We start from the raw sequence: 25186 nt of genomic DNA on the forward strand, positions 1-25186 counted from the left end.
TGAAGGCCAACGCAGTTCGAGGTGCTTGCGGTTTCATGAGGACTGCTTTCTTATTTCGCTCTAACAAGTCACAGCGGCGACGAAGACTCCTGCGAAGGCCCATGGGGTCCAGCCGGGAACAAACACACTTGCCATCGAAAATCCTAAGGAGACTCTGCACTTTGCAGTCATTCCGTCGGGAGGGTACGGCACGTTTGCTACCCCAGTGCAGTAAGAAGTGTTATAGAGAGCGCAGCCATAGTCCGTGTCACCAAACAAGAGGCCACTCGGGTCGGTGTTGCTGATGGGATCCGCTGCTGCGTAGAGGTAGCGGTTTTGTTCTTGTCCGGAGGGGTCGGGTTGGGTGAAGCGGCCGCGGGAGGGGTTGTAGTAGCGGGCGCCGAATTTGATGCGGTTGCTGGTGGTGTCGTTGTAGCCGCCGGCGTAGGTCCAGGGGTTGGTTGCGGCGTGGGTGCCGGTGGAGCTGGTCTGCACGCCCCAGGAGTCGTATTTGTATTCGACGGCTTTGGCCTGGGCACTGTCGGTGAGCATGATGGTCGAGCCGATGGCGTCGGTGGTGTAGTAGTAGCTGGCCCCGGTGCTGGTGCGCATGCTGATGAGCGTACCGTCGGGATCCCGGATAAACGAGGTGGCCGCGCCTGACTTGGTTTGCTGTGTGACGCCGAGGGTCCCGTTGAGGAACGAGGTCGACCCGGCCGTGATCCTTTCGTCGTTACGTGTTCCGGCGTAGGTGTAGCTCGTTACTGTTGAGCCGCTGGTGTTGGACGTGAACTGGTCGAACACGTTGTAGGCCTGGGTGGTTCCGGCGGACCCGGCGAGGGTGGTGTTGCCGTTCGCGTCGTACCCGTACTTGACCGCCCCGGACGGCGCGGCGGTGCAGGTCCCGGTCGCGGTGGCGTGCCAGCAGAGCTGGTCCGCGGCGTTGTACGCGTAGTACACGGTCGCGGCCCCGGTCTTGGTGTCGGCGAGCCGGTTGCTGTTGGCGTCGTAGGTCCAGGATTCGGTGACCGTGCCCTTGACCGCTGAGGTGAGCCGGTTGAGCTTGTCGTACCCGTAGGTGGTGACCGAGCCGGAGTCGGTGGTCATGGTCTTCCGGAGTCCGCCGTCCTTCGCTCCGTTGAGGGTGTAGGTGTAGGCGCGCTTTTCCAGGACCGTGCCGCTGGTGTTGGTCGCGGCGATGTCGGTGATCTTGCCTGCCCCGTCGTAGGTGGTGGTGTTTTTCACCCCGTTCGGGTACTTGGTGACGGTGCGCCGATTGGCCTTGTCGTACTCGAAGCCGGTGCATTTGGTGCTGTTCGGGAACACCGGGGTGGCCGGGCAGGACCCGCCCGGTTCGGCCAGGGCGGCCAGCCGGTTCGCCCCGTCATACCGGTAGGCCACAGTCCCCAGCGGGTCCACGCTGGTCAGGATGTTCGAGGCCCCGTCATAAGTGACCGTGGTGGTCACCCCGCCGATGGTTTTACCTGTGGGCCGGTTCTGGGCGTCCCAGGTGTAGGTGGTGGTCCCGGCCGCATCTACCCGGGTGGTGAGGTTCCCGGCATTGTCGTAGGTGTAGGCGACGCAGGTCGCCGGGACACAGGTGACCGCGTAGCGGACCTGGGTCAGGCGGTCGTTGTTGTCATAGGTGTAGGTGGCGGTCTGGTTCTTGCCGTCCTTGGCCGTCGCGACCCGGCCGGCCGCGTCATAGGTGTACGCGAGAGAACCCAGCGGAGCTGGCCAGGTCACCGCGGCCACGTTCCCCGCCGCGTCGTAGCTGTAGGTGGTTTCGTTGCCGTTCCCGTCCGTGGACCGGCACAACGACCCGGGTTTCGCGCCGCAGCTCGTTCCGGCAGCGTCACCCTGGTAGTAGCGCCGGGGTGTGCCGCCCAGGTTGTCAGGGGTCAGGATCGCTGAGGGGTTTTTGGTGTTCGGGTCGTACTGGATTGTGTTGGCGTTTCCCTCGCTGCTGGTGGAGGTGTCCGGGCGGTAGTTCAACAAAGGGTCCCCCACCGCGGTCGGATAGGTGAAGGAGGCATCCCCGGCCGTGCCCGTGGCGCCGGCCAGCGGGGAGGTGATCTTCGTCAGCGAATTGTTCGCGTTATAGGCCGCCGTGGTCGTCTGCCCCAAACCATTGGTGGTGGTCAGCCGATTATCGTGCCCATCGAAGGTGCCCGAGGACTCGTTGCCATTGGGGTCCGTGGCCTTCAGGACCCGGGTTTTGCTCGCATCCAGGGTGTAGGTGCTCTGCTTGCTGTTCGGGTCGGTCAGGTAGGACAGGCTGCCGTCCGTGCTGTGGGTGAGGGTCCACGTCGCGGCCGCGGTTGAACCTTGGCCGTAGGTAACGGTGTTGACCCAGCCGTCCGCTGCGTAGGCGAGGGCGGTGGTGTTGGTGCGCCCGTCGGTGAAGGAGCTGAGTTTCCCGCTGGTGTAGGCGAAGGTGGTGACCGCGCCGGTGGCGTCGGTGATCTTGGACATCCGGCCTTCCCCGCCGCCGTATTCGATGTTCACGGTCCGGTTCAGCGAGTTGTCCGTGATCGCGGAGGGCTGGTTCAGGTTCCGGGTGTCGTTATAGACGTAGGAAACGGTGCGGCCCTGGGTGTCCGTGGTCTGGGTCAGCCTGCCGTTGCCGTAGGTGTAGGTCACGGTGTTCGGGTTGGTGGTGTTTGCATCGACGGACCGGACCAGGGCAAAGTTCGTCCCGTCGTCCTGATAGACGTTGGTGATGCCGGTGTCGTTAAACCGGAGCCAATACTCCGTGGTGGAGACCTTCGTGAGGGAGGCGTTGAGCTCCGGCGCCATGGTAAAGACACCCGCAGCGAGCATGAAGGTGTACCAGCCACCGTCCGGGGCCGTGTACATCATGTTCCCGGTGGCAGGGTCGACCCGCAGCGCGGTTTCCAGCCGGCCCATCGAGAGCGTGGGGCGGTGGTCGTACTTCGAGTTGTACCGCCAGGCGACGTTCATGTCCTGCCCGATGCCCCGGAGATTGAACAGCCGGCCCGTGAACACCGCGTTGCCGTTCGTCGGGTTCAGCGCCAGCTTCGCAGCGTCGGTCAGCGTGTGTCCGACCATTGAGGCCTTGCCCCGCGAGCCTGACTCGGCCCCGTTCACGGTTACCGGTGGCAGCAGGTTCGCGTTGCTGAACCACCCCTGGGAGTCGAGGATGACGTGGACGTTACCGGGTCCGGCGTTGTAGATCTTGACCTTTCCGGTGACGGTGCTGGGCCGTACCACGACAGTGTTGGACACCGAGTCCGCGGTGTAGTTCACGGTGCTCGTTCCGGGTTGAGTCTCATCGGAGGGCCATACGGTCAAGTTGCCGGTCCCGGTCGTGATGGGCGTGATATTCATGGCCACACCCGCCAGGCTAGTCGAGGCCGCGGGCAGCCCACCCACCCCGGCGATCTGCACCTCCACCGAGCTGAAGCCGCTTATAGGGGTGTTTGAGACACGGGAATCATAGATCCGTGATTCGACAGTGGTGAACGCGCTGTCGGAGACCTGCCCATCGAAATAGCCCTGGATATCCACCAGGACGTGGAAGCCCGTGGCGTACGGCTGGTTGTGCTTGATATCAACCACGCCCGCTGCGTTCAGATTCAGGACTGCAGCAACTGCTGTGGTGGAGGAGCCGCGGAAATTGATCGTGGTCCCAGGGTCAGCGCCGCCGTCGAAACCACCCCCGGGCTGGGTCGTGAAAGTGAGCTCGGCCGTGTCATTGTCATTAAGCACCGTAATGTTCGCGAAGACCGCTGTCGCCGTATCCGGAACCCCTCCCTTGCCCTTCAAGGCCAGGCTCTTGATCCCTGCCCCTGACCATTGACCGGCCGGGTACCCGGTGCCGTTACGGGTATCTACTACTCGGGATTGAGGGACGGAAACGAACGCGCCCGGAGCCGGAGTGTCACCTGCAGTGAAATAGCCCTGGACATCGACAATGAACTGCTGCGAGGACGTCGAGTACAGCGCCAGCTTCCCGTCGGTTCCGACCGCGACGGCCACCGTGTTGGAGATTGTGTCATTCTCCCCGGAATACAGGTTCGTCGTGTCATGGTGCCGGGCGGTGTTGGGCACCAGTTGGGCGACGTTGACACCCGTTCCATTCACCACGGTCAAACTCACCAGGGCCGCATCCACACCGCTGGTCGGCACCCCTGCGGCGCCCAGGACCTGGAAGGGATGCCAGGTCTGCGCCGTCACCGGCCCGGTGATACCGCCCAGCCCAGAGCGCGTGTCCAGCGCACGTCCCTGGACCGGGACAAAAACGCCGGCCTGCACCGAAGGTGTGGACTGGGCCGGGACAACCGATGGAGCCTGTACAGACGCCGGAGCCACCGCCGCAGGCGCTGCGACCAAAGGAGCCGCGAAGGCCGGGGCGCTAAACCCGGCAACAGTGACCGTAAAAGCAACAACAGCAGCGATAACAACCCTGACAGCGGTAAAACCAGCTGAAACAGGCCGGAAAAGGGCAGGCCGGATCAGGCTCGGAACAGTAGACATCCCCCAAGAACTTTCTACGAATGATCCGCGGCAATCCCCAGTTCACCGAACGCCCGAACCCCCAACGAGTGATGCCCCGACGCTAACCGTCCCCGGATAAGGCGGCAATGATATTGATCAAAACCTTGGACAAACCTGAGGAGATACCCACCAGCCTGGGCAACGTTCTTCGTGCGCTCCTGTTCTCGCTACGGGGCCGTACCAATAGCCGGGGACGCGGCAGGTTCGGCGGCGGCGTAAAGGGTATTGAGTTGGCGGTAGAGGGTTCGGGCGATGTAGCGCTTGAGGGATCTTCGGATTTCGCGGTAGCTGCGGCCTTCGTGAGTGCGTCTAGCGACATACTCCCGTGTTCCGGGGTCATGCGTCATGCGGGTCATCGTGATGGTGTGCAGGGCCCGATTGAGGCGCCTGTCACCGCCCCGGTTGAGCCGGTGCCGGACAGTATTACCGCTTGAAGCTGGCAAGGGATTCACCCCTGCCAACGAAGCAAAGGCAGCTTCGCTGCGAACCCTTCCTGGATGAGACCAAGCCGTCAGGACAGTCGCGACCGTGACAGCCCCGGCGCCGACCATTTCCAGAAGCGGTGCAGCTGGGCTTTGCTGGATCAGCTCTGTCATTCGCTTCTGGTTCGCAGCCAGCTGAGTAGTTACTTCGAGGACGCGGCGCGCCAACCGAACCGCTTCCTCGCGGGCGATTGATACTTCTAGCTGCTCCTGTCGGTCCCGCCATCTGGTGATCGTCGCGATCTGAGCGGGAACCAATGGTTTACGGGCGTCGATTCCTAGATCATGGGCCCGGAGCAAAGCAAGGAGTGCGTTCGCATTCAATGTTCGGTCCCGGGTCAGCTGATCCCGTGCCGCGCTCAAGATCCTCAGTCCAGCACGGGTTCCTTCATCCCGCCGCGGCGCCCGGAGCTCGGACTCCTCCACGCTCAAGACGGCCGTTCCGATGGCGGCCGCATCCAACGCGTCGGACTTGCCCAGCCCCCGGCGGCCGCGGGCGTTCATACGTGGCGCTTCGGCGACATCGTAGCCGGCATCGACTACGGCCCTGGCCAGACGTGCCCCGTAAGTGCCGACACCCTCGATTGCCCACAAACACCCCTTATCGCCGCCTGTCCGTCGGCCTACCCAGGCAAGGGCGCGGGAAATCCCTGCCGGGGTGGTCGGGAACTGCTCGCTCGCGAGTTGTCGCTTGGTGCTGGCCTCTATGACGGCGAACGTGTGGGTGCGGGCGTGGCAGTCCACGCCGATGACGAACGGGCGGGTCTGCGCAACGATAGTCAACGCTGTCACCCTCCTTCCTTTGGAACGGACAAAGAACGGGCCGCATGACGGCCGGCATTGAACCTGGGAAGAGTCACCTCGAGGCAAAACTGTGATGAGCCACAACCTCCAGAGGCTGGGCAAGCTTCTAATCAAGCCACCGACGTGGGACAGGTCAACGCCGGCCGCTCCACCCAGCGCGGACAAGTCGGGGGAAACGCACCCTCAAGGGGGCAAGTTGTTTTTCGAGTCACGCGCCAGGCAGAACGACCGGCAACAACACTGCCAGCTAGTCCCAGACCAACCACTCCAAGACTCACAGTTGTTTTTTGGCTGCTGGCGAAGCTTGCGGAGCTGTGCCCGTGGAGTCCCGTCTACCCGCAGGGCAAGACCCGGAAAATCTTCGGAGGAAATAAGCGACGAAGGAGCGCCGGAGAAGACTTTTGCGGGGCGCAGGCCCCGGAGGAACGGAGGGGCTAGAGGGGCCGGAACGGGCACGTACAATCCGAAGGACAGCAGCCAAAAAACGGTAATACTGGAACTGTCCTTGAGCCGGCGTGACCCAGCCAAAAACTGACGTACCAGGCGGCACTGTCTTTCCGACGATCTGTCCGCCGGCTCAAGGTCCGTTAAAAGGGGTGTCGAGCCAGGCGGACATGACCTCATAGGAGCCTGATACGACCAGTCCCATTACCGTTTTGTCTGCCCACCTGGCCCGCTCCCGATCAGTATCGAACTCGACTGAGGGGCAATTTTCATCGTGGCAAGCCAACCGAAAAAAGTCATCGCGGGTATCGACACCCACGCCGACACACACCACGTGGCCGTGATCAATGAACACGGCAAACCCCTCGCGGACAGGGAATTCCTGGCCGTGGGATCCGGATACCGGAAAATCATCGACTTCATCACCTCCTACGGCACCGTCATTGCCGTCGGTGTCGAAGGAACAGGCTCCTACGGCGCCGAAATCGCCAGAACCCTCAGCGGTGAAGGGCTCACGGTGCTGGAGGTAAACCGCCCGAACCGGGCCGCCCGCCGACTCAATGGGAAGTCCGACCCGCTCGATGCCTACCAGGCCGCCAAGTCCGTGCTCGAGGGACGGACGAAGGCGATCCCTAAGGCCAAAGACGGCCCCGTGGAATGCCTACGGATCGTACGTTCCGGGCGCGCATCAGCCATCAAAGCCCGCACCGCGGCCATCAACCAGATCAAGGCGCTGCTCGTATCTGCACCGGACAAGATCCGGGCGAAATACCGGGCGATGCCCACCTCCGCGCTGATTACTGCCCTGCAGCGCACGAGACCTTCCGGGCACCTGGCGGACCCCGAGTACGTACCCTGATGACCCTCAAGGCGTTGGCAGCCCGGTGCCAAGCACTGGGAGCAGAAGTCGAGGCTGCTGATGCGGCCCTCAAGGAAATCCTGGACAGCTACGCTCCGATGCTTTGTGATCTCCCGGGTGTCGGGACCGAAGTAGCCAGCCAGCTCTTGATCACTTTCGGGGACAACCCGGACCGGCTGGGCAACGAGGCCCAGTTCGCTTCGCTCGTCGGGGTCGCGCCGGTGCCAGCCTCATCCGGCAAGACAACCCGCCACCGGCTCAGCAGAGGCGGCGACCGCAACGCCAATAACGCCTTGCATCAGGTGGTCCTGGTGCGCATGGGCTCGTGTCAACGGACCAAGGATTACGTGGTTAAACGCACGTCCGAAGGCAAAGGCAAACGCGAAATCATGCGCTGCCTCAAACGCTACGCAGCCAGAGAGATCTACCGCCAGATCACCAATCCCAGGCCGGCACCGGACAACTCAGACCTCCGCCGCATGCGGACCGAACTCGGGCTCACCATCACGGCCGTGGCCGGCGAACTTGGCCAATGGGTGTCCATCCTTTCGCGTCTGGAACGCCAACGCATCCGAAATGACGACCTCGCTGCGACCTACCGCCAATGGCTAACGGAGCAAAAACCTAGGCCCGCACTCCCGGGCTAGCGGCGTTGCCTACGTTAGCAATTAGTCAACACCGTGTTGACAACTTTTTGTTGATGAGGTGAGGTGGGTCCATGACTGCTTCTGACCAGGCCCATGCAAGGCTCTTGGATTCCTACCGGCATCTGCTCGTTCAAGCAGGTGGCGGCGACCTCGTTGCGCGGCCGTGGCAACAAGCAGGGCAGCCGGCCAGCGACAACGATCTAACGCGCCTGGCCGCATGGAAGGCCTCTGACCTGGCCGTGGATGAGGAGCTGGTGATAGCGGGGCTGGGGCTGCTGGCATCGGCGCGTGCTGAATTGGATCAAGTCGAGGCGGGACTGCTATTCGCGGCCCGAGGCGCGGGGATGACATTCCAACAGATTGCGGGTGTGCTCGGGCTCGGCTCCGGACAAGCCGCACAGCAGCGCATGGCCCGTGTGCTGACCAGGCAGGAACAGATATGAGCAGCGTGCTGCCTTTGGGCCAGGCCGAGGCAGCCATTTGCGGGGCGAAAGCAACTACCCTGGCTCTACTGGCCCGGGCCGGGATTGCCGTCCCTGACGGCGTTGTTGTCCACGAGGCCGCAGCCGACGACTGGGAGACGGCCCTGCCCGCGGTGCTCGAAAGGTTGGGAGGGTCGATATTCGCAGTGCGGTCCTCCGCACCCGGGGAAGACGCAGCTGATGCATCGTTCGCCGGTCAGTACCTTACGGTCCTGAACGTGGCCGCCGAGGATGTAGCCTATGCTGTGCGTCGGGTCAGCGCCAGCGGCCCGCAGGCGGCTGCATACGCTAACGCGACCGGACGACCACATGCAGCGAAGATCCCCGCGCTGGTGCAGCCAATGCTGGCCCCGGTCGCTGCCGGCGTGGCCTTCACCCGCCACCCACTCACTGGCCTCGCCCAGACCATCATCGAAGCAGTACCCGGGACCGGTGAAGGACTGGTTTCAGGTAACGCAGATCCGCAGCGCTGGGAGACCGACGCCCTTGGCGCTCTGATTAGCAGCGGCACGCCGGACGTGCTGTCCACGAAACAAGCTCGGGCGGTCATGGCCCTTGCGGAGCGGATTGAGGTGTTGCTCGGCGGCGGACAGGATGTGGAGTGGGCCCTGGACAGTGAGGGTAAGGTGTGGGCGTTGCAGGCCCGTCCCATCACCTGCTGCACGGCGAGCATACCCGCACCGGCCCCCGCCGATGTGGGCCGGGCTCTCGCTTCGGGGACCGGAGCCAGTCCGGGTGTCGCACGCGGGAGGGTGCGGGTACTGTCCGGGCTGGACGACTTTGCAGGTTTCAGGACTGGCGAGGTGCTGGTGTGCCGTGCCACTTCCCCTGCCTGGACGCCGGTCCTGACGCGTGCGGCTGCCGTGGTGACTGAGACAGGGGGCATCCTGGCGCATGCAGCGATTGTGGCCCGAGAACTGGGCATTCCCGCCGTCACCGACGTCGATGGAGCCACGAGCCTGCGCGATGGCTCCTTAATCTTGGTCGACGGGTCCCGCGGCAGCCTCACCTTGTTGGACGACGTGTGAGCACGGCCACCACTCCTGAGCTGTTGGTGCTCCACGCCGTGCGCGTACTCGGGTATGCCGGCACCGAACGGGTCATAGCCCGCGTGAAGCTTGACGAGCACCCGGTCCGTGAACTGATCCAGCGGGCACAGGCCGCCGGACAGGTAACCTGGACCCAGTTCGCAGACCAGGGCGGCTGGTCTTTGACGGAGGCAGGCAAAGCCCACGGCGAGCACCTGCTGGCCGCCGAACTTGGCGCCACCAAGACCCGCACCCTGGTGCAAGAGGTGCTGGACGGTTTCGGCCCGCTGAACAGCCTGGTCGCAGGCGCATGCACCCGCTGGCAGCTGACCGAACTGGGCCTGGCCCAGCCACCGGCCGATCTTGAACAGATTCTTGCCGACCTAGCCCGCGCTGCTGATGAACTTGAAGTCCTCGAGGCCCGCCTGAGCTCGGGTCTGTCCCGTTTCGCCGGTTACCATTGCCGGTTCACCGCTGCCGTAGAGCACGCCCGTCGGGAGACGGGCTGGATCTGCGGCACCGACCGGGACTCGGCCCACCAGATCTGGTTCGAACTGCATGAAGACCTGCTGGCCACTCTCGGCAGATCACGCTGACACGACCCCCAACCCTGACACGCCAATAGGACAAAGATCGAAGACAGGCATCCGGCATCACGACAAGACGCGGACGTTCTCTCTTCGCAGTTTGACGGCTATAGGAGCATCGTCGTAGACAAGACAGGGCCAGGGGGTCCGGAGCTCTGCGACGGCGCGCCCTGGACCCAACAGCCGGCCGCGAAGCGGACGCCCATATGGGTGTGAGCCCTGGCGAACATCACCCGGACTTTCGCATTCAGTGTCCGGCCCTTCTGATAGCTTGCGGGGCATGAAGCTGAAACAGCTGAAACATTGCGGAGCTTGCGGTGAAATGGTCGATCCCAGCGCCGGCCTTCACACCCATGAGATGAAGACATGCAAAGGGAAGTGCGGAAAGCTGAAGCCGGCAGATGCTTTTGGGCTCCATCAGTCCAGCACTGACGGACGCCGGCACGTCTGCCTCGAATGCGTTGCCGACTCATCCGCGGCGGGCAGGGTGCACCGGGCTGTCGAAAAGGACAAGCAGTTCCGCGATGACAGGAAAAGCTCAAAGAACATCGCTACCGTTGGGTGCGGCGGCGCGATCAGTCTGGACCGGATCCTGTCGTTCGCTGGTCATTGCTGGATCCGCAGGGGCATGAGGTAACAAAGGAACAGGCCCTGCGGGATATCGAGATTGCCGAGAACCCGGAGCCCGACGACTACCCGATCTACTAAGAGGAGAAATAGCTTTGGGACTGCGCGAATTTTTTGGTCGGCGACGGACACCAGCTGCGACTGAATCCTTCCCGTTGGCCCCGGCCACGAAGACGGAGCGACCGCCACTGACACCGGCCCAACTGGCCGACTTGGAAGAGGCCTGGGTAGAGCTCCAGCAGGCTTCCCAAGAAGCCGGCGTGAAGTCATTTCGTGCTTGTACGCGCGACGGCAGCCGCTGGGAAGACAACCCGGAGTCGGTGCGGGCCATGACGCGCATGATCAAGGACACGCATAAGTACACAGCGGAAGGTCTGAAGGACGTGTAGGGACTGAGGGGGCAAGTCCTGCCCTTTGTCAGACCCCTCCCCCAAGATTAAAAGGATGGCGGCCGTTCCTGGCCGCCACCTTTTGGCGTGTCTATTCGAATATATATTCTAAGGTTATGGTATGTCCTCCGAAGAGTTCGCGGCCGCGCTCCAGGCGCAGTACGCGCGTCGGGCCGACCCGATCGGGCTGACCGTGGAAGAGCTCGATTTCAAGCACTTCCCGGCCAAGAACGGGTACCCGGGCATCCCGGTGAAGGCCTGGATCCGGTTCCCGAACTGCGCCGAGCTGGTGGACGGCGAAGTGTTCGCCTGGACAACGAAAGCAGCCGAAGTGACGTGGAAGGACGGGCCGGTCACGTACCGGACCTGGGTGTGGAGTTCGGCGGTCACCCGCCGGGAAGAAATGATGAACAGGAATTTGGGAGAGCGAACCCGTGGCAAGAACAGCAAGTGACAAACCCCTGGACGTTCCGGTGCAGGTCCGGTTCACCGCGACCGGCACTCCCCTGGCCATCAGGCACGACGGACGGATTTGGGCCGTCGCCGCCGAACCGGTGCGCTGGTTCACCCGCGCCGACTGGTGGAACACCGCCAAGCGGGCACCCGTGGGCTGCGGGGACCTGGTCAGCGTCGAACACTGGCAGGTCCAAGTCAGGCTGACCTCGACGTCGGCACTTCGAACGTTCGAGCTGCGCCGTGACCCACTGTCCGAGCAATGGCTGCTGGCTGCCATCACGGATGCCGGGGCGGCCGCCGCCTAAGCCCAACAGGGCTGGCGGCTGTAGCGTGGCGCTATGACAGAGGACGTGCCCCCGGCCCTGCATCCGCCCGTGTCGCTGGCCTTGGCCAAGGCCGTTGATTCAATCCCGACTGAGGCCGCATTGCCTGGCGGCAGCCGGTATGAACCCAAGTGGGACGGTTATAGGGCTTGTGCCCTGGTCGGGGCAGACGGGGTGTCCTTTTACTCGAGGCAGGGCAAAGATTTATCCCGCTATTTTCCCGATCTTCTGGAGGCTCTGGAAGGGCAGGTTCCGCCCGGTTGCGTCTTGGATGGCGAAGCCGTCGTTTGGGCCGGTGACCGGCTGGATTTTGACGCCCTGCAGCGGCGCCTCGTGGCTTCAAAGGCCGGCCTGCCGGCCCTGGTCCGGGAACAGCCGGCATCGTTCGTTGCCTTCGATCTGCTGGCCGTTGCCGGGCACGACATCAGGGACACTCCGCTGGAGAAGCGCCGGGAGTTGCTGCAACAACTGGCCGCCGATTGGGTGCCGCCGCTGAACCTCTCCCCCACCACCCAGGACCGCGCCCAGGCGCTCCGGTGGTTCGAGGAGCTGCACCACACGGGCCTGGAAGGTCTTGTGGTCAAAAGTGCTGCACAAAGCTACCAGGGAGGCGTTAGACAGTGGTTTAAGGTGAAGCGCCGCCAGTCTCTTGATGTGGTGTGCGCTGCCGTCATAGGCCCGATGGACCGGCCGCAGCACGTTGTGGCTGGCTTACCCGTGGAGGGCCAGCTACGAATTGTTGGACGCTCCACAGTGTTGCCGGCGAAGACTTCCCGGGAGCTGGCGGCCTACCTCCATCCGCAGCAAGGCCCGCACCCGTGGCCGGAAGTCATCACGGAAACCACGCTGAACAGGTTCAGTAAGGACAAGGGCCCGGTGGCCCTGACTTTGGTAGAGCCCTTGGTGGTGGAAATTTCCGCCGACATCGCCTGGACGGGCAACGCCTTCCGCCACGCCATCAGATACCTTCGACCGCGGCCGGAGCTATCCCCTGCTGACGTTATCCTGCCGGCCCGGCTTCACGAGGGTTAGCGGGCCGTGCGGATCACTATGAGGTTTTGGCCCTCTTCAAGAAGTGCGTAGAGGTTTTCCCGTGCTTCTTCGTAGGTGTCGCCTGCGGCCTCGACGTGGTTGTAGCTGCCGTCCGGGTTGGTAATGGTGCCGATGAGAATCACCGCATGAGTCTATTTCGCCCCGGCTCGACGCTCTGGTGCATGGGCCGCCCGCCGTCACGACAAGTGGGGCCTAGCCAGGCTAATCAGAAGGTAAATGGACGTAAGCCCACAGGTCTTCCGAAACATTGAAGAGCCGCGCCCCGACTGCATCCAGCTCGTCTAGTCCGCGCAAAGTGGACTCCCAGCGCGGATTCTCCCCGTCCGGAACGGGCCCCTTTTTGCGTCGGCTGCGGAACAGCATTTTGCCTCCGAGCATCAGTTCTCCCAAGCTGGCGTGCAGGATTCTATTACGTTCCACTAGGGCTGCTTTCGCTTCCGTTAGCATTGCCATCACGTCAGCTCTGTCCTCGTCGCTGGTTGTCTTCGAGTCGATGACCAATCTCCGCGCGAGGTCGATCACTGCTGAAGCATTCATGTTTGCAGTCACGGCGTAGCCAATTTCGTGATCGTCGATATTGATTAGCCGCGAACACAGGTGCACAAGGTTTTCCTCAACGCTCGCAGCCCAGATGGCGATGCGACCGATAGCTGCTTCCCCCTCGGGGGTGGTGCCAACCCAGGCCCGGTGACCCTGCACTTCAATGAAGTCCGGATCTGAACTCATCATTCTTCCGCCTCTTCCTCGATTGCGTCTCTACGCTGTAGCTGATTCGGTTCGGGCTGCATCAAGACGCTTGTGGATGTACGAAAACAGAGACATGGCGTCGAGGACTCTCCAGCGCTCTTCGCCGGTCAGGAACACCTACATCGTGATGCCCTCGCGCGCGGCGAGGGCTTGCTGGTGGCGGTAAAGAGTCGCACGGCTCCAGCCCACGAGGCGGGCCGCGTCCTCCGCGGTGCGTCCCTTCGCCCGGGCATCCTGCGCGATCGCTAGCTTGTCCGCAATGACAAGCGGATCCGTCAGCGGCCGGCCAAAGCGTGTTCCGTTCTGCCTGGCAGCGGCGATGCCGGCATTGACACGCTCGACAATCAACTCGCGCTCATACTCGGCCAACGTGGCGAGCATGTTCAGCATCAGCCGACCCGTCGAGGTTGCCGGATCGATGCCGTCTGAGATGGATCGGACCTGGACGCCGCGTTCTCTTAGCAGGTTGACGGTGTTCAGCACATCGATCAGTGACCGGCCCAGCCGATCGACCCGCCACACAACGACAGTGTCGCCGTCCTCTGCGTACTCGAGGAGCCTCTTCATCCCAGGGCGCTCGATCGCCGTCCTACTTCCCGAGGTCACATCGGCAAAAACGTCGCGCTTCTGCACGCCGGCGGAGATGAGTGCGTCGAGCTGCAGCTGGGCATCCTGGCTCGAAGTACTAACTCGCGTATAACCCAGATACCTCATTAAGCCATTCTGACTCAAAAAGTCCCTCACAGGTCCCCGCTGAGACAATTTATGGTGAGACGTGTTTGCAAGACAACGGGGTGCCCGGCTTTCTCAGCTGGCAGTCATTTTCCGAAGTCGTCTGCACGGAATGTCCACACTCGTCTGCACAGCCGCCCCCGTCCCGGAAGGGGATCCTTCAGGGGGCATTAACGAAACTGGTCAGTGCGCTGATCCAATCCTCGAAGGCGTCAAGATGCGCGTCGTGCGAAGCGCTGGTGAGATCGACGCGTATCGCGTGTGCTCCACGGGCGACAAAGCGGGTCTTCTGCTCGTCGGTGAACATGCCGCCATCTGCGTAGATGACGAGGGTAGGCGCCGTGATGCTCTCCCATTCTGACCACCGGGGGACAGCGACGTCCGTAATTGTCGCCTCCATCACTTCGGGATCGAATCGCGGGTAAAGTCCGTCGGGGCGTTCTTCAAGATCGGCTGACCACGCGTGTGCCAGCGGGCTGCCCCCAAGGGCAGCTCGTGCCGTCTCTCGGTCGGCGTACGGCACCTCCCATGATCGGAAATAGTCTCCGATCGCCGAGTGCTCTTCGGGCGACCCGCCACCTTCATTGGCTTCTAGAAGCACGAGTCTGCGCACCAGGTCAGGACGGGCTGCGGCTACGAGCATGGCGGTGTGCGCGCCCATCGATTGCCCCACCAGGTCGACAGTGCCCGAAGACTCTGCCTCGATGACTCGCACTGCGTCTGCGATAAACGCCCCCCGTGACGTATCGGCTGGCTTGCGGGTGCTGAAACCGTGGCCGCGCTGGTCGATCAGAATAACCATCCGTCCGCTCATGACGCGCGCTGTGGGTTCGAACTCGCGGCTGCTACCCGCCAAGCCATGCAAAATGACTATCGCAGGCTGCGCCCCATCGAAGATGGAATATGAAATGACGGTGCCATCGCCGCTGGTTATCGCGCGCCTTACTTGATCCATCCGCCAACCCTACCGATGCAGGGAACGGTGCCCGTAAGCCGGTCCCTCTGTCATTTTCAGAAGTCGCCTGCACGGAATGTCAGAAGTCGTCTGCACCGCGCTTGTGTTTCCGTAAGCGGAAGGCTTGGCGGGCAGACGTTGGAAGGCAGGGGCCCAAGGCTAGAGTGTCGGCGCCTTCCTCATATAAATGAGGAAACCGACTGCCAGCAGACCCGCCACCAGGTTCAGACTGCCAATCAGAAAATCGGGGCGGATGAACTGGATGACGGCACCAATGCCAAACCCGATGGCAGCAGCAATAAGAAGAATTTGGGGTAACTTGCGCTTTTCCATTTTTCTCCTGAATGGCAGCGGTGTCTTAGCAGTTGCAGTCACAAGCATCCTCCTCCATGAGCGAAGCCTATGGATAGAGGTCCGTCTTCCTCCGCGGCAATTTGGGCATGACACTGACCCGAAAGAGGGCCGGCCGCATATCGTCCCGGAAGCCGGTCCGTATGGGGAACCCTCTCCGGGACACCTTCGGCGTTTAGTAGGTTGGTCCTTCACGCGAACCTTGCAGGCGGAAGGCGGCGGTGACGTGAGGGAATCTGACGAGTCCTGTCTTAGGGGACGCCGCTTGCTCACTCAGACGACGAATTTTTGCCAAGACGGAGGAAGTGTCGGACCTCTGCGAAACGAACGTCCATGAGCTGGCTAGTTGAACGATCCCGGTGACCGGCAGTTCGTAGTTGAACGAGAACTCTTTGCGATCAAAGGCTCCTCGCCCGGCGAAGTCTGCGGGTACGCTTCGAGTTTGGTCAGCGGGGGCGCCGTCCGGCTCAACAATGTCCGCCAGCGCCTTGACCCACTCGCTGGTGCGATCCCAGGTATGCCACGCAAGACCAACCACACCGTGAGGCCTGAGCACGCGATCGCATTCACTCATTGCTTTTACGGGGTCCACCCAGTGCCAAGCCTGAAGGCAGGTGATGGCATCGACGCTCCGATCTTTCAAAGGTATGCGTTCCGCCGAACCGGTAACCGTAGCGATACGCCGCGCCACTTCAGGCGGAAGCTTCTGGCTTGCCTTAATGAGGACGGATAACATGTCGTCGGCTGTATCGACAGCGGTGACCTTGTGGCCGAGTGCTGCGATGGTCCGGGTTCCCAGTCCGGTGCCGGCTCCGAGATCCAAGACTTCTAGGCGATGCTTCGGCGCGGGTGACCCTAACAGCCAGGAGAGCACGTCCCCAGACCATGCAGGGCGGACGTCATCGTGCCGAGCAGCGTTACGGCCCATAACTGCGGGCTCGCTAGAGGTCTGATCCATCCTGCCAGCCTAACGAGCACCCCCCTTTGAGATTTCCTCGGGGGCCTTCAACTCATGCCACCCCTGAAATAGATCAAGACAGAAGAATCGTCTACATGCGCGAACGTCCGCCGGGAGATTCGCCGCAGCGGGGCTGTACCTCATGAGGATCAACTACCGGGCATTTACCGTGGCTTGCCTATACTCGAACGCATGGTCAACGCTGTTAGCGATGCGTATTCAATCAGGGCGGCAGAATACGTCGAACGCTTCGCTTCAATGGATGCTGTGCACCCTTCAGATCGTCAACTAGTTGCGACTTGGGCGGACGGTATCGAGGGTGCGGTCCTCGACGCTGGCTGCGGCCCCGGCCAATGGACGAACTTTCTTAATGAAGCTGGGATTCCTGCACTCGGAGTGGATCTGGCTCCTGAGTTCATCGGGCACGCCCGCGTTGCCTACCCTGGCATTCCGTTCCGAACAGGCAGCCTCGACGCCCTCGATATCAAGACCGGGACAATTGGTGGAGTGCTCGCCTGGTACTCATTGATCCACCATGAGCCAGACGCGATCCGCACTCCCCTCTTGGAGTTCAGTCGAGTACTCAGCCCTGGTGGCGCCCTGCTGATCGGCTTCTTCGATGGTCAAGTCGTCGAGAAGTTCGATCATGCGGTCGTCCAGGCATACCGGTGGCCGGTAAGTGATCTCAGCGACGAGCTGGTGGCCGCTGGCTTCGATGTAGTCGAGACGCACGCAAGGACAACCACCGGGCAGCGATCTCACGGGGCAATTCTCGCCGTCCGCGGAGGTGCCCGATGAGGGATCCTTTAACGTGCGCTGCGGCTGCTGAGAAACGGGCGGCGATGACCTGGCGTGTGAAAGACTCACCCTCGTGAACAACGATTCCAAAGGGACCTTGCACCATATCGAACTCTGGGTCCCTGACCTTGATCGGGCCAAGCAGGAATGGGGCTGGGTATTGGCGGGCCTGGGGTACTCGATCTACCAGAGCTGGGCCACAGGGATCAGCTGGCGGCTCGGTTTGACCTACATCGTTGCTGAGCAATCACCGGCTATGAGCGGCTCGGAACACGAGCGCACGCTGCCAGGGCTTAACCACCTTGCGTTCCATGCCGGCAGTAAAGAAGACCTCGATGTGTTTGTCGAAGAGAGCCGACGTCACGGGTGGGTGCAGTTATTCCAGGACAAGTACCCGCACGCTGGCGGGCCCGAGCACTACGCTGCCTATCTCGTAAATTCTGATGGATTCGAGCTTGAGCTTGTGGCAACCACCTAGGCGGATGTGGCTCTGCGTCCGGTAAAAGATCCTTCACCGGGCCGGAGCCCGGTTGCAGACAACCAGCGTGCAGGACCCAGGTTCGTGACAAATCGATGTCGCGGATTGTGAGCAGGAGTGTACGTACTCGCTTTGCCACCGCGCCGGTTCCGCTCATTCCATGGGGGAATCAGAAGAGCTTGGGACTGGTGTTTCTCGGTCTCCAAATAGATAAGGCAAGCGCGCCATGATTCAGGAGCACTGAGTAACGCGCTCAGAGAGGAGATCCGTAGGGTACTGCAAACCTCAAGTGTTATCCCATGTTGGGAAGATGAACTGTTGCCTCGATCTGCACTTTCGCACCCAAAGGCAGCCCGGCCGCTTGGATGGTGGTCCTTGCCGGAAACGGCGGGGTCAGTCGCTGGGCATAGACGGCGTTGATGGCTTCGAAGTCCTGGTAGTCCGTCAGGTAGACCGTGGTGCGGATAATGTCGCCAATCAGCAGCCCCAGTTCATTGAGCAGGGTCTCCAGGTTGGTCAGCATTGCTTCGCATTGTGCGGTGACATCAGCGGAGACCAAGGCACCGCTTGCAGGGTCCTGCCCAATGATGCCGGCCGTGTAGCCGGTATAACCCTGCTGAACGAAGTGTGAGAAGGGCGCCGTGGACTGATAAAGCTGGCCGCTGAAGTGGTGACTGATGGCTGTCTCAGACTGCTTGGTCAAGGCTGGCTCCTTCCCGTGCAATGGCCAGTGGTGCCCGCTGAAGCCGTGTAAGGGCTGAGGCAGTTTCGGTGCCTGGTTCCGCTGTGTAGGTCAGGACGCGGTGGCCGGAATCGTCCGGCATGGTCAGGACCTCGAACCCCAGCTCCAGAGTGCCGAGCTGGGGGTGCTTCAGTGTCTTGTGCCCTGACATGCAGTTCTCGACCGGGTGTTCGGCCCACATGTTCGCGAACTCCGGGCTTTTGAGGGTCAGTTCCCCGACGAGGGCAGCCAGCTCTGTGTCATCGGCGAACCTGCCGGAGAGCAGCCGCAGGGATGCCACTGCACGCCCGGCTTCGGTGCGCCACTGCGGGTACAGGTTGCGTGTGGCCTCGTCCAGGAAGAGCATCCGGGTCATGTTCGGCCGTTCCGACGGGGTGTCCGGGGCGTCGAAGTCCAAGTGGGAAGCGACGAGCCGGTGGCCGGCCCGGTTCCAGGCGAGGACTTCTGTGCGCTTACCCAACACAACTGTAGGGACACTGCCCATGGATTCAACCAAGCGCTTAGTTCCGGACCGGACCTGGTCCGGTCTGCTTCGCGTGGTCTTTGTTGTGCGGCGCTTGGCCCCGGACAGGTCTGCGAGGTGTTTTCTTTCGACCTCGGTCAGGGCCAGTGCCTGGGCGAGGGAGTCGATGACGGCGTCGGAGGCGTTGACGTGCTGGCCCTGTTCCAGCCGGGCGTAGTACGTCACGCTCATGCCGGCCAGCATGGCCACTTCTTCCCGGCGCAGCCCGGGCACCCGGCGGGTGCCGTAGTCCATCAGTCCGACGTCGGCCGGGGTCAGCGCGGCCCGTCGTTTGCGGAGGAAGTCGCCCATGGCTGCTGGTTGGTTCATACCTGCGAGTATTCACGAACTTTCCCGAAGGTGGGTAGCACTGTCAGTGCTACCCACAACACGGCGTGGCTGTTCCCGCCGGGCGTCGGCAGGGTGGAGAGGAAAACCCGCACACACGCCCGATGATTGGACACCTTCCGCGATGACAGCCAACGACACCACGCCCCTCCCGCAACTCACCGCGCCACCGCAACCGCCGGCCCAAGAGAGTCCTGTTCGGATGTCGGGGCGGCAGCGGCTGGTCATGGTCCTGCTGCTGACGGCGAGTTTCACCCTCGCAGTGGACTTCTCCATCCTGAACGTCGCGCTCCCGCGGATCGGGGCGGACGTCGGGTTCTCCCTGGAGCACCTGCAATGGATAGCCACATCCTTCGCGCTGTGCGCGGCCGGGTTCACGCTGTTCTTCGGGCGAGTTGCTGACCTGTTCGGCCGTAAACGGCTCTTCATCACCGGCATGGCCCTGCTTGGCATCGGCTCACTGGTTGGCGGGCTCGCCACCGACCCCGGCCTGCTGCTCGCCGCACGCGTCGCCCAGGGCCTCGCCACGGCTGCCGTCACCCCAGCTGCGCTGTCACTGCTGACCACGTCCTTCCCGGAAGGCCCGCTGCGGGACAAGGCACTGGGCCTGAACGGGTCGCTGATGGCTGCAGGATTTACGGCCGGCGCGATCCTCGGCGGGCTCCTGACCGACATACTCTCGTGGCGGTGGGCGTTCTTCATCAACGTCCCCATCGCCGTATTCGTCCTGGTGCTTGCACCCAAGCTTCTGACCGAGTCAGCCCGCGGCAACAAAACGAAGCTCGACGTGCCCGGCGCGGTCACTGTGACACTGGCGCTGCTGCTGCTCGTCTTCGGCCTGACCACTGCCGGCGAAAAGGGCTGGGCTGACGCAATGGCCTGGGGACCGCTGGCAGCGGGCCTGTTCCTGTTCGTCGTGTTCTTCTTCATCGAAAAGAACACAGCCCACGCGCTGGTGCCCGTGACCATCCTGCGTCGGAACAACATCGCCTGGGGCAACATCGCCGGAATCCTGGCATTCGCCACTGAAACGTCACTGGTATTCGTCCTGACCCTCTACCTCCAGCAGGTCCTCGGCTATACACCACTCGGCGCAGGCCTGGCATTCGCCGTCCTCGGCATAGGCACAGTCGTCGGCGGGATCATCGCCCCGAAACTGATCGGCAAACTCGGCAACAAGAACACCATCATCACCGGCTTGACCATCCAGGCTGCAGCCACCGGCTCCCTGCTCTTCATCAACACCGATCAGGCCTCCCTGGTCATCGTGCTGATCGCCACGTTCGTCGGCGGCGTCGCGAACCTCGCCGCGATCGTCGGGTTCATGGTCACCGCCACCACAGGTCTCCCCGACACTGAACAGGGCCTCGCCACGGGGCTGACGACCATGAGCCAGCAGATCGGCATCACGATGGGAATCCCCGTCATGAGCACCATCATCGCCGCGTCCCTGCTTAGCCACGGCACCAGCAGCGCCGCCCCGAACCAGGTGCTGAACGCGGTGCTCCCGGCCATTGGCATCAATGCTGCGCTCGGCCTGGCGGCGGCTCTTCTGGTTGCCCTGTTCCTCCGGAAGCCCGCACCCGTCACGACCTAAATCCTCACTTCGGCGCCTGGCTGGCTGAGGCTTACATGGCTTCTTTCTGCCGGGCGCCACTACCCGGCAGAAAGAAGCAAAACGATGCCCCTTGGATTGATAGCCCTCGCAGCCGGCGGGTTCGGGATCGGGCTCACCGAATTCGTGATCCTCGGGCTCCTTCCCGAAGTCGCCACCGACTTCAATGTCAGCATCCCGGTCGCGGGCTACCTCGTGTCCGTCTATGCGCTCAGCGTCGCCTTCGGCGGAATCTTCGTCACAGCGGTTGCGGCAGGCCGGAATCCCAAAAACACCCTCGCCTGGCTGATGGTCCTGTTCATCGCCGGGAATCTTATCTCGGCACTTTCCCCCGACTACACCGTGATGCTCATCGGCCGGATCGTTGCGGCACTGTGCCACGGCGCTTTCTTCGGCGTCGGAGCCGTACTGGCAGCCAACCTTGTTGAACCGCACCGGAAGGCCGCCGCGGTCTCCATCATGTTCGCCGGGCTCACCACCGCGAACGTCCTCGGCGTCCCGTTCGGTACCTTCCTCGGGCAGAACTTCGGCTGGCGCTCCACGTTCTGGGCCATCACCGGCATCGGGATCATCGCCCTGATCGGCATATTCGCGTTCATCAAAACCCAGCCCGCCAACCAACCGGCCAACCTACGACTGGAACTCAAGGCCTTCACCAACGTCCAGGTGTGGCTGTCCATCCTGGTCACCGTCTTCGGCTTCGGCGCCATGTTCGGCGCATTCACCTACATCGCCCCGATCCTCACCCAGGTCGCCGGGTTCCCGGAAATAGCCGTGCCGTGGATGCTTGTCCTCTTCGGTGCCGGTCTGTTCGCCGGCAACATCTTCGGCGGCCGCGCAGCGGACAGGAACCTGGACAAAAGCCTCCTCATGCTCCTGTGTGCCCTGGCTGTCATCCTGTTCAGCTTCACTGTGGCCCTGGAAACCCAATGGACGGCAGCCATCGCTTTGTTCCTGCTCGGGGTCGTCGGGTTCGCAGCCGTGCCCGGGATGCAGGTCCGGGTCCTGCACTTTGCGCAGGAGGCACCCACCCTCGCCTCGGGAGTGAACATCTCCGCGTTCAACATCGGCAACGCCGTCGGCGCACACCTGGGCGGAATCACCATCACGGCCGGGCTCGGCTACGCCTCCCCAACCTGGGTCGGAGGTTGCCTGTCCATCACCGCGATCCTCCTGATGCTGTTCTCCATACAGCGCCTGAAATCGCGGCGCCCGCCACGAAACCTGGTGGGAACAGGTTTTTCCGGACCGGACCATCTAAGGGTGACGCACCACTAAATTGCGGCCGCTCAGGAGCGGCAGGTTGGAAGCAGATCAACCAGTGGCGCCTGGTTGGTCTGCTTCCTTTAATCAGGGGCGTTTGAAACCGGCTCTGGTGCTGCGTTCCTCAAGGGATTCGAGTTCCTGGAACAGTGTGACCTGAAGACCCGCAGGTGCCGCGAGCCTGGAATTCAATGACTTCCATGGGGTTTCCCTGGGTTCAGCGATCAACGTGCCGCCGGCTTCAACCAGTTCCTTGGTCTTAGCGGCGGAATCGTCCACTTCGAAGGCGACCCGAATCTTCGCGCTGGGCTGACCATCGGCTTCTACCTGGTCAATCATCCTTACCTGCGAGGGGTTGGAGAGTTCCAGCGTTGCCCTGCCTGCTTCGAGGATCGTGACGCATGCATCTCCGTCGCCTTCAAAGACAGCCTGCTCTGTCAGTCCCAGAACATCGCGATAGAACGTCAAAGCCGCCTCGTAGTCCTCGGCCTCAACGATTAGTCGCAGCTGCCGGACGGCTGGTTTGGGTCTAGTCTCAGTAGTCATGTCTGTACCGTAAAACCTGACACCAATGTGAGGGGCAAATCCCAATGCGAATCGGCGATCTGGCGGCGGTGACCGGTGTGAGTGTGCGCTCTCTCCGCTACTACGAAGAACAGGGGCTTCTAACCCCTGAACGTTCATCTTCGGGCCAACGGACTTACTCCCCCGACGCAATTCAGCTCATCGGGTTGATCCAGCAACTCTTCAACGCCGGACTGTGCAGTAAGGCCATCGCGGAACTTCTGCCCTGCATCAATGACCCGGCATCGCGAACACCTGAATTGCGCTCACGGCTCCTGCGCGAGCGTGAAAGACTCAGTAGCGACATCGCCAAAATTTCGCTGAACCGAAATTCCCTGGACAACCTGATCAGCTCACTGGAAGCGAAGTGAGTCTGACTCGTCGGAAACCCGACGCTGGACCGCCGTTTCCGGCTTCCGGTGGAGGCACGCGCTTCTTTCGTTCCTTCCGGGAACCTTCCTCGGCAGGCTCTCGGTGCGTGAAGCTTCCCTGATCTGGTAGCAGCGTGGCTACGGCCTGGCTGGTGACGAAAGCTGCAATTGGCCGGAAACGGAGAAGACGAGGGAGTCTCGCCAGTGCCCGCGGATGAGCTTGTCTGGCTCATCCCAATCGGGGGTGTAGGAGTTGGGGTCCGAAGCCGCCGGTCTCGAGCAGGCTTCGGGCGATGTAGTTGGTCAGGTTGCGGAACCCGAGTGCGGAGCCGCGCAGGTGTTCGAGCCGTCCGTTGAGTGCCTCGGTCGGCCCGTTGCTGGTGCCGGGTCGTTCGAAGTAGGCGAGCACGTCGGCGGCTCGCTTCTTCAGGGTCCGGCCCAGGGTGGTGAGCTCGGTGAGCACCTTGGGGACGCCGGCGCTGAGGTCGGTGATCAGCTTCTCCATGAGCTCGCGGCCACGTTGCCGGTCCTCGTGGCGATAGGCGGCGATCATCCGCTGGTAGACACCCCAGGTCGCCTCGACCTCGACGTGAGCGTCATCAACGAACAGCGCGCGTAGCCTGTCGCTCTGCTTGTCGGTGAGCAGGTCCGAGCCGGTGTGCAGCGTGCGCCGCGACTTGTAGAGCGGATCGTCCCTGAACCCACGGTGCCCGTGGATCGCGAGTTGGACCCGGCGCCGGCACCTGTCGAGGGCGTCACCGGCCAGGCGCACGACGTGGAAGGGATCCATCACCGTGACCGCGTCCGGGATCTCCTCCGCAGCGGCGGTCTTGAACCCGGTGAAGCCGTCCATCGCGACCACCTCGACCGCGTCACGGAAGGCGTCGTCGCGGTCGGCGAGCCAGGTCTTGAACGCCGCCTTCGACCGGCCCTCGACCATGTCCAGCAGCCTTGCTGGGCCGGCGCCATCGCGGACCGGGGTGAGGTCGATGATCACGGTGACGTACTTGTCGCCACGCCTGGTGTGGCGCCAGACGTGCTCATCGACGCCAATCACCTTCACGCCCTCGAACCGCGTGGGGTCGTTGATCAGCAGCCGCTTGCCTTCGGCCAGGACCGCGTTGTTGGCGGTGTCCCACGCGACCCCGAGTCCCTCGGCGACACGGGCGACGGTGAGGTGTGCGACCACGATCCCTTCCAGCGCCCACCGCAGCCCGGTGCGCGAGAGCTTCGCGCGTGGCTCCGCCGCGGCGCTGGTGTCTTGGCGCCACACGTGTCCGCAGTCTGCACAGCGGTAGCGGCGCACTACAACTTCCAGCACGGTCGGTCGCCAGCCCAGCGGCTCGTGGGCCAACCGCCGGATCACGGTGTCACGAGCGGCGCCTTCGCTGCCGCACCGTCGGCACCACTGATCTGGTTCCACCACGCGGCACGCGAGGACCGCACGATCCGGTTCAAGTCGTTGCCCGATCACGCTCAGACCGAGGCCGTCGAGTCGAGCGAAGGCGGTCAGGTCAGGGCGGCCGAAGCCGGGCGGCGGGGTAGCGTCGGGCACGTCGAGGTCTTTCCGATGGATGGCGTAGGAACCTCCATCGTCGGGAGACCTCGACGTCTATCTGCGGACCGACTCGGCGGGGCGCGATCGTCTCGTGCGTTGGCGGACTACGGGAGCTTGGACGCGAGGACGTCGGCCGCCAGGATCTCGGGTGCTGCGCCGAGGAGGTGCTGGTTGGCCATCAGGGCTGCGACGATGGCGCCGTTGGCGTGGGCGTCGCGAGCGGCTTCGTCGGGGAATGCATCGAAGATCCAGAAGGTGTCGGCGTGGGTCCTGACCGCGAACCAGACAATCGTTCCTACTTCTTCGTTGGCGAGTGCGACAGCGCCGGCGAGCAGATCGGCGACCGCGTCGTGCTGTCCATCGGCCGCGACGATCTTGGCGACGAAGGCATACGGAAGTGATGCGGGTGTGGACATGAGGGACTCTCCTTGACGTCGGGGTTCTTCGTGGGACGAGTTCAGCGTATGACGAGCGAGGGCCGGTGGGAAGTGGCGTATACGGCAGTATTGCTATTGTTTACGTC

28 protein-coding genes are annotated in these 25186 nt (G+C 62.8%); 15 read left to right on the forward strand and 13 right to left on the reverse strand.

Annotation, left to right across the window (positions count from 1 at the left end):
• Positions 1–60: 60 nt before the first annotated feature.
• Positions 61–4479: an RHS repeat domain-containing protein gene (locus AC4BCK_RS18855; protein ID WP_490566331.1), complete on the reverse strand. Its 4419-nt coding sequence runs from the start codon at positions 4477–4479 to the stop codon at positions 61–63.
• Between the two features lie 188 nt (positions 4480–4667).
• The gene (locus tag AC4BCK_RS18860; protein WP_174181314.1) at positions 4668–5765 is read right to left on the reverse strand and encodes an IS110 family RNA-guided transposase; all 1098 of its coding nucleotides are present in this window, start codon (positions 5763–5765) and stop codon (positions 4668–4670) included.
• A gap of 739 nt (positions 5766–6504) precedes the next feature.
• Between AC4BCK_RS18860 and AC4BCK_RS18865 the strand changes: the two genes are divergently transcribed.
• From AC4BCK_RS18865 to AC4BCK_RS18910, 10 genes are all read left to right on the forward strand, one after another.
• Positions 6505–7089, forward strand: a complete 585-nt coding sequence (locus AC4BCK_RS18865; RefSeq protein ID WP_400513159.1) for an IS110 family transposase — start codon at positions 6505–6507, stop codon at positions 7087–7089.
• Positions 7089–7736, forward strand: a complete 648-nt coding sequence (locus tag AC4BCK_RS18870) for a transposase (protein ID WP_400513161.1) — start codon at positions 7089–7091, stop codon at positions 7734–7736. Before AC4BCK_RS18865 ends, AC4BCK_RS18870 begins: the two co-directional genes overlap by 1 nt.
• A gap of 71 nt (positions 7737–7807) precedes the next feature.
• The gene (locus AC4BCK_RS18875) at positions 7808–8179 is read left to right on the forward strand and encodes a hypothetical protein (RefSeq protein WP_400513163.1); all 372 of its coding nucleotides are present in this window, start codon (positions 7808–7810) and stop codon (positions 8177–8179) included.
• On the forward strand, positions 8176–9246 hold the full coding sequence (locus AC4BCK_RS18880) for a PEP/pyruvate-binding domain-containing protein (protein WP_400513165.1): 1071 nt from the start codon (positions 8176–8178) through the stop codon (positions 9244–9246). Before AC4BCK_RS18875 ends, AC4BCK_RS18880 begins: the two co-directional genes overlap by 4 nt.
• Positions 9243–9842, forward strand: coding sequence for a transcriptional regulator (locus tag AC4BCK_RS18885; protein WP_400513167.1), 600 nt, complete (start codon positions 9243–9245; stop codon positions 9840–9842). The genes AC4BCK_RS18880 and AC4BCK_RS18885 overlap by 4 nt, the downstream gene beginning before the upstream one ends.
• Before the next feature lie 271 nt (positions 9843–10113).
• Positions 10114–10470: a hypothetical protein gene (locus tag AC4BCK_RS18890; protein ID WP_490566332.1), complete on the forward strand. Its 357-nt coding sequence runs from the start codon at positions 10114–10116 to the stop codon at positions 10468–10470.
• A gap of 250 nt (positions 10471–10720) precedes the next feature.
• On the forward strand, positions 10721–10849 hold the full coding sequence (locus AC4BCK_RS18895; protein ID WP_490566333.1) for a hypothetical protein: 129 nt from the start codon (positions 10721–10723) through the stop codon (positions 10847–10849).
• A gap of 121 nt (positions 10850–10970) precedes the next feature.
• A complete protein-coding gene (locus tag AC4BCK_RS18900; RefSeq protein ID WP_490566334.1) occupies positions 10971–11303 on the forward strand; it encodes a hypothetical protein in 333 nt (110 codons plus the stop codon).
• On the forward strand, positions 11284–11610 hold the full coding sequence (locus AC4BCK_RS18905; RefSeq protein ID WP_400513174.1) for a hypothetical protein: 327 nt from the start codon (positions 11284–11286) through the stop codon (positions 11608–11610). Before AC4BCK_RS18900 ends, AC4BCK_RS18905 begins: the two co-directional genes overlap by 20 nt.
• 33 nt (positions 11611–11643) lie before the next feature.
• Positions 11644–12660, forward strand: a complete 1017-nt coding sequence (locus tag AC4BCK_RS18910; protein ID WP_490566335.1) for an ATP-dependent DNA ligase — start codon at positions 11644–11646, stop codon at positions 12658–12660.
• On the opposite strand, the gene AC4BCK_RS18915 is transcribed toward AC4BCK_RS18910, so the two are convergent.
• The 6 genes from AC4BCK_RS18915 to AC4BCK_RS18940 all read right to left on the reverse strand — a co-directional run bounded on the left by AC4BCK_RS18915 (position 12657) and on the right by AC4BCK_RS18940 (position 16289).
• Positions 12657–12803 (reverse strand): hypothetical protein, encoded by a 147-nt coding sequence (locus tag AC4BCK_RS18915; RefSeq protein ID WP_400513178.1) that lies wholly within the window; start codon positions 12801–12803, stop codon positions 12657–12659. The genes AC4BCK_RS18910 and AC4BCK_RS18915 overlap by 4 nt on opposite strands.
• A 79-nt stretch (positions 12804–12882) precedes the next feature.
• On the reverse strand, positions 12883–13410 hold the full coding sequence (locus AC4BCK_RS18920; RefSeq protein WP_400513179.1) for a hypothetical protein: 528 nt from the start codon (positions 13408–13410) through the stop codon (positions 12883–12885).
• A gap of 135 nt (positions 13411–13545) precedes the next feature.
• Positions 13546–14142, reverse strand: coding sequence for a recombinase family protein (locus AC4BCK_RS18925; RefSeq protein ID WP_400513180.1), 597 nt, complete (start codon positions 14140–14142; stop codon positions 13546–13548).
• Between the two features lie 178 nt (positions 14143–14320).
• Positions 14321–15115: an alpha/beta fold hydrolase gene (locus AC4BCK_RS18930; RefSeq protein ID WP_400513182.1), complete on the reverse strand. Its 795-nt coding sequence runs from the start codon at positions 15113–15115 to the stop codon at positions 14321–14323.
• A gap of 159 nt (positions 15116–15274) precedes the next feature.
• Positions 15275–15490, reverse strand: coding sequence for a hypothetical protein (locus tag AC4BCK_RS18935; RefSeq protein WP_400511929.1), 216 nt, complete (start codon positions 15488–15490; stop codon positions 15275–15277).
• Positions 15491–15641: 151 nt separating this feature from the next.
• Positions 15642–16289, reverse strand: coding sequence for a class I SAM-dependent methyltransferase (locus tag AC4BCK_RS18940; protein WP_490566336.1), 648 nt, complete (start codon positions 16287–16289; stop codon positions 15642–15644).
• A gap of 327 nt (positions 16290–16616) precedes the next feature.
• Here AC4BCK_RS18940 and AC4BCK_RS18945 point away from each other — a divergent pair, with 327 nt between their 5' ends.
• Both AC4BCK_RS18945 and AC4BCK_RS18950 read left to right on the forward strand, forming a co-directional pair.
• Entirely contained in the window at positions 16617–17222 is a 606-nt protein-coding gene (locus AC4BCK_RS18945) for a class I SAM-dependent methyltransferase (protein ID WP_400511932.1), read from the forward strand.
• A gap of 73 nt (positions 17223–17295) precedes the next feature.
• The gene (locus AC4BCK_RS18950) at positions 17296–17700 is read left to right on the forward strand and encodes a VOC family protein (protein WP_400511933.1); all 405 of its coding nucleotides are present in this window, start codon (positions 17296–17298) and stop codon (positions 17698–17700) included.
• 292 nt (positions 17701–17992) lie between these two features.
• On the opposite strand, the gene AC4BCK_RS18955 is transcribed toward AC4BCK_RS18950, so the two are convergent.
• Both AC4BCK_RS18955 and AC4BCK_RS18960 read right to left on the reverse strand, forming a co-directional pair.
• Positions 17993–18403 (reverse strand): RidA family protein, encoded by a 411-nt coding sequence (locus tag AC4BCK_RS18955; RefSeq protein ID WP_400511934.1) that lies wholly within the window; start codon positions 18401–18403, stop codon positions 17993–17995.
• A complete protein-coding gene (locus tag AC4BCK_RS18960) occupies positions 18387–19274 on the reverse strand; it encodes a helix-turn-helix transcriptional regulator (RefSeq protein WP_400511935.1) in 888 nt (295 codons plus the stop codon). The genes AC4BCK_RS18955 and AC4BCK_RS18960 overlap by 17 nt, the downstream gene beginning before the upstream one ends.
• A 220-nt stretch (positions 19275–19494) precedes the next feature.
• Here AC4BCK_RS18960 and AC4BCK_RS18965 point away from each other — a divergent pair, with 220 nt between their 5' ends.
• Both AC4BCK_RS18965 and AC4BCK_RS18970 read left to right on the forward strand, forming a co-directional pair.
• Positions 19495–20889: an MFS transporter gene (locus AC4BCK_RS18965; RefSeq protein ID WP_400511936.1), complete on the forward strand. Its 1395-nt coding sequence runs from the start codon at positions 19495–19497 to the stop codon at positions 20887–20889.
• An 84-nt stretch (positions 20890–20973) separates the two neighbouring features.
• A complete protein-coding gene (locus AC4BCK_RS18970; RefSeq protein WP_400511937.1) occupies positions 20974–22185 on the forward strand; it encodes an MFS transporter in 1212 nt (403 codons plus the stop codon).
• Between the two features lie 72 nt (positions 22186–22257).
• Here AC4BCK_RS18970 and AC4BCK_RS18975 read toward each other — a convergent pair whose 3' ends face one another.
• Positions 22258–22716, reverse strand: coding sequence for a VOC family protein (locus AC4BCK_RS18975; RefSeq protein WP_400511939.1), 459 nt, complete (start codon positions 22714–22716; stop codon positions 22258–22260).
• A gap of 44 nt (positions 22717–22760) precedes the next feature.
• On the opposite strand from AC4BCK_RS18975, the gene AC4BCK_RS18980 reads away from it, so the two are divergent.
• The gene (locus AC4BCK_RS18980) at positions 22761–23105 is read left to right on the forward strand and encodes a MerR family transcriptional regulator (protein WP_400511940.1); all 345 of its coding nucleotides are present in this window, start codon (positions 22761–22763) and stop codon (positions 23103–23105) included.
• A gap of 229 nt (positions 23106–23334) precedes the next feature.
• On the opposite strand, the gene AC4BCK_RS18985 is transcribed toward AC4BCK_RS18980, so the two are convergent.
• Both AC4BCK_RS18985 and AC4BCK_RS18990 read right to left on the reverse strand, forming a co-directional pair.
• Positions 23335–24660, reverse strand: a complete 1326-nt coding sequence (locus tag AC4BCK_RS18985; RefSeq protein ID WP_193106984.1) for an ISL3-like element ISPfr2 family transposase — start codon at positions 24658–24660, stop codon at positions 23335–23337.
• A 107-nt stretch (positions 24661–24767) separates the two neighbouring features.
• Positions 24768–25079 carry a putative quinol monooxygenase gene (locus tag AC4BCK_RS18990; RefSeq protein ID WP_033107114.1) on the reverse strand — a complete coding sequence of 104 codons (312 nt, stop codon included), beginning with the start codon at positions 25077–25079 and terminating at the stop codon, positions 24768–24770.
• Between the last annotated feature and the right edge of the window lie 107 nt (positions 25080–25186).

The sequence above is a fragment of the Pseudarthrobacter sp. As-47 genome (assembly GCF_058215595.1).

Coding starts and splice junctions, on each gene's coding strand:
- AC4BCK_RS18855 (WP_490566331.1), bottom strand. CDS start 4,479: ATGTCTACTGTTCCGAGCCTGATCCGGCCTGCCCTTTTCCGGCCTGTT.
- AC4BCK_RS18980 (WP_400511940.1), top strand. CDS start 22,761: ATGCGAATCGGCGATCTGGCGGCGGTGACCGGTGTGAGTGTGCGCTCT.
- AC4BCK_RS18930 (WP_400513182.1), bottom strand. CDS start 15,115: ATGGATCAAGTAAGGCGCGCGATAACCAGCGGCGATGGCACCGTCATT.
- AC4BCK_RS18970 (WP_400511937.1), top strand. CDS start 20,974: ATGCCCCTTGGATTGATAGCCCTCGCAGCCGGCGGGTTCGGGATCGGG.
- AC4BCK_RS18870 (WP_400513161.1), top strand. CDS start 7,089: ATGACCCTCAAGGCGTTGGCAGCCCGGTGCCAAGCACTGGGAGCAGAA.
- AC4BCK_RS18925 (WP_400513180.1), bottom strand. CDS start 14,142: ATGAGGTATCTGGGTTATACGCGAGTTAGTACTTCGAGCCAGGATGCC.
- AC4BCK_RS18875 (WP_400513163.1), top strand. CDS start 7,808: ATGACTGCTTCTGACCAGGCCCATGCAAGGCTCTTGGATTCCTACCGG.
- AC4BCK_RS18880 (WP_400513165.1), top strand. CDS start 8,176: ATGAGCAGCGTGCTGCCTTTGGGCCAGGCCGAGGCAGCCATTTGCGGG.
- AC4BCK_RS18975 (WP_400511939.1), bottom strand. CDS start 22,716: ATGACTACTGAGACTAGACCCAAACCAGCCGTCCGGCAGCTGCGACTA.
- AC4BCK_RS18945 (WP_400511932.1), top strand. CDS start 16,617: ATGGTCAACGCTGTTAGCGATGCGTATTCAATCAGGGCGGCAGAATAC.
- AC4BCK_RS18965 (WP_400511936.1), top strand. CDS start 19,495: ATGTCGGGGCGGCAGCGGCTGGTCATGGTCCTGCTGCTGACGGCGAGT.
- AC4BCK_RS18990 (WP_033107114.1), bottom strand. CDS start 25,079: ATGTCCACACCCGCATCACTTCCGTATGCCTTCGTCGCCAAGATCGTC.
- AC4BCK_RS18920 (WP_400513179.1), bottom strand. CDS start 13,410: ATGATGAGTTCAGATCCGGACTTCATTGAAGTGCAGGGTCACCGGGCC.
- AC4BCK_RS18890 (WP_490566332.1), top strand. CDS start 10,114: ATGAAGCTGAAACAGCTGAAACATTGCGGAGCTTGCGGTGAAATGGTC.
- AC4BCK_RS18910 (WP_490566335.1), top strand. CDS start 11,644: ATGACAGAGGACGTGCCCCCGGCCCTGCATCCGCCCGTGTCGCTGGCC.
- AC4BCK_RS18960 (WP_400511935.1), bottom strand. CDS start 19,274: ATGAACCAACCAGCAGCCATGGGCGACTTCCTCCGCAAACGACGGGCC.
- AC4BCK_RS18900 (WP_490566334.1), top strand. CDS start 10,971: ATGTCCTCCGAAGAGTTCGCGGCCGCGCTCCAGGCGCAGTACGCGCGT.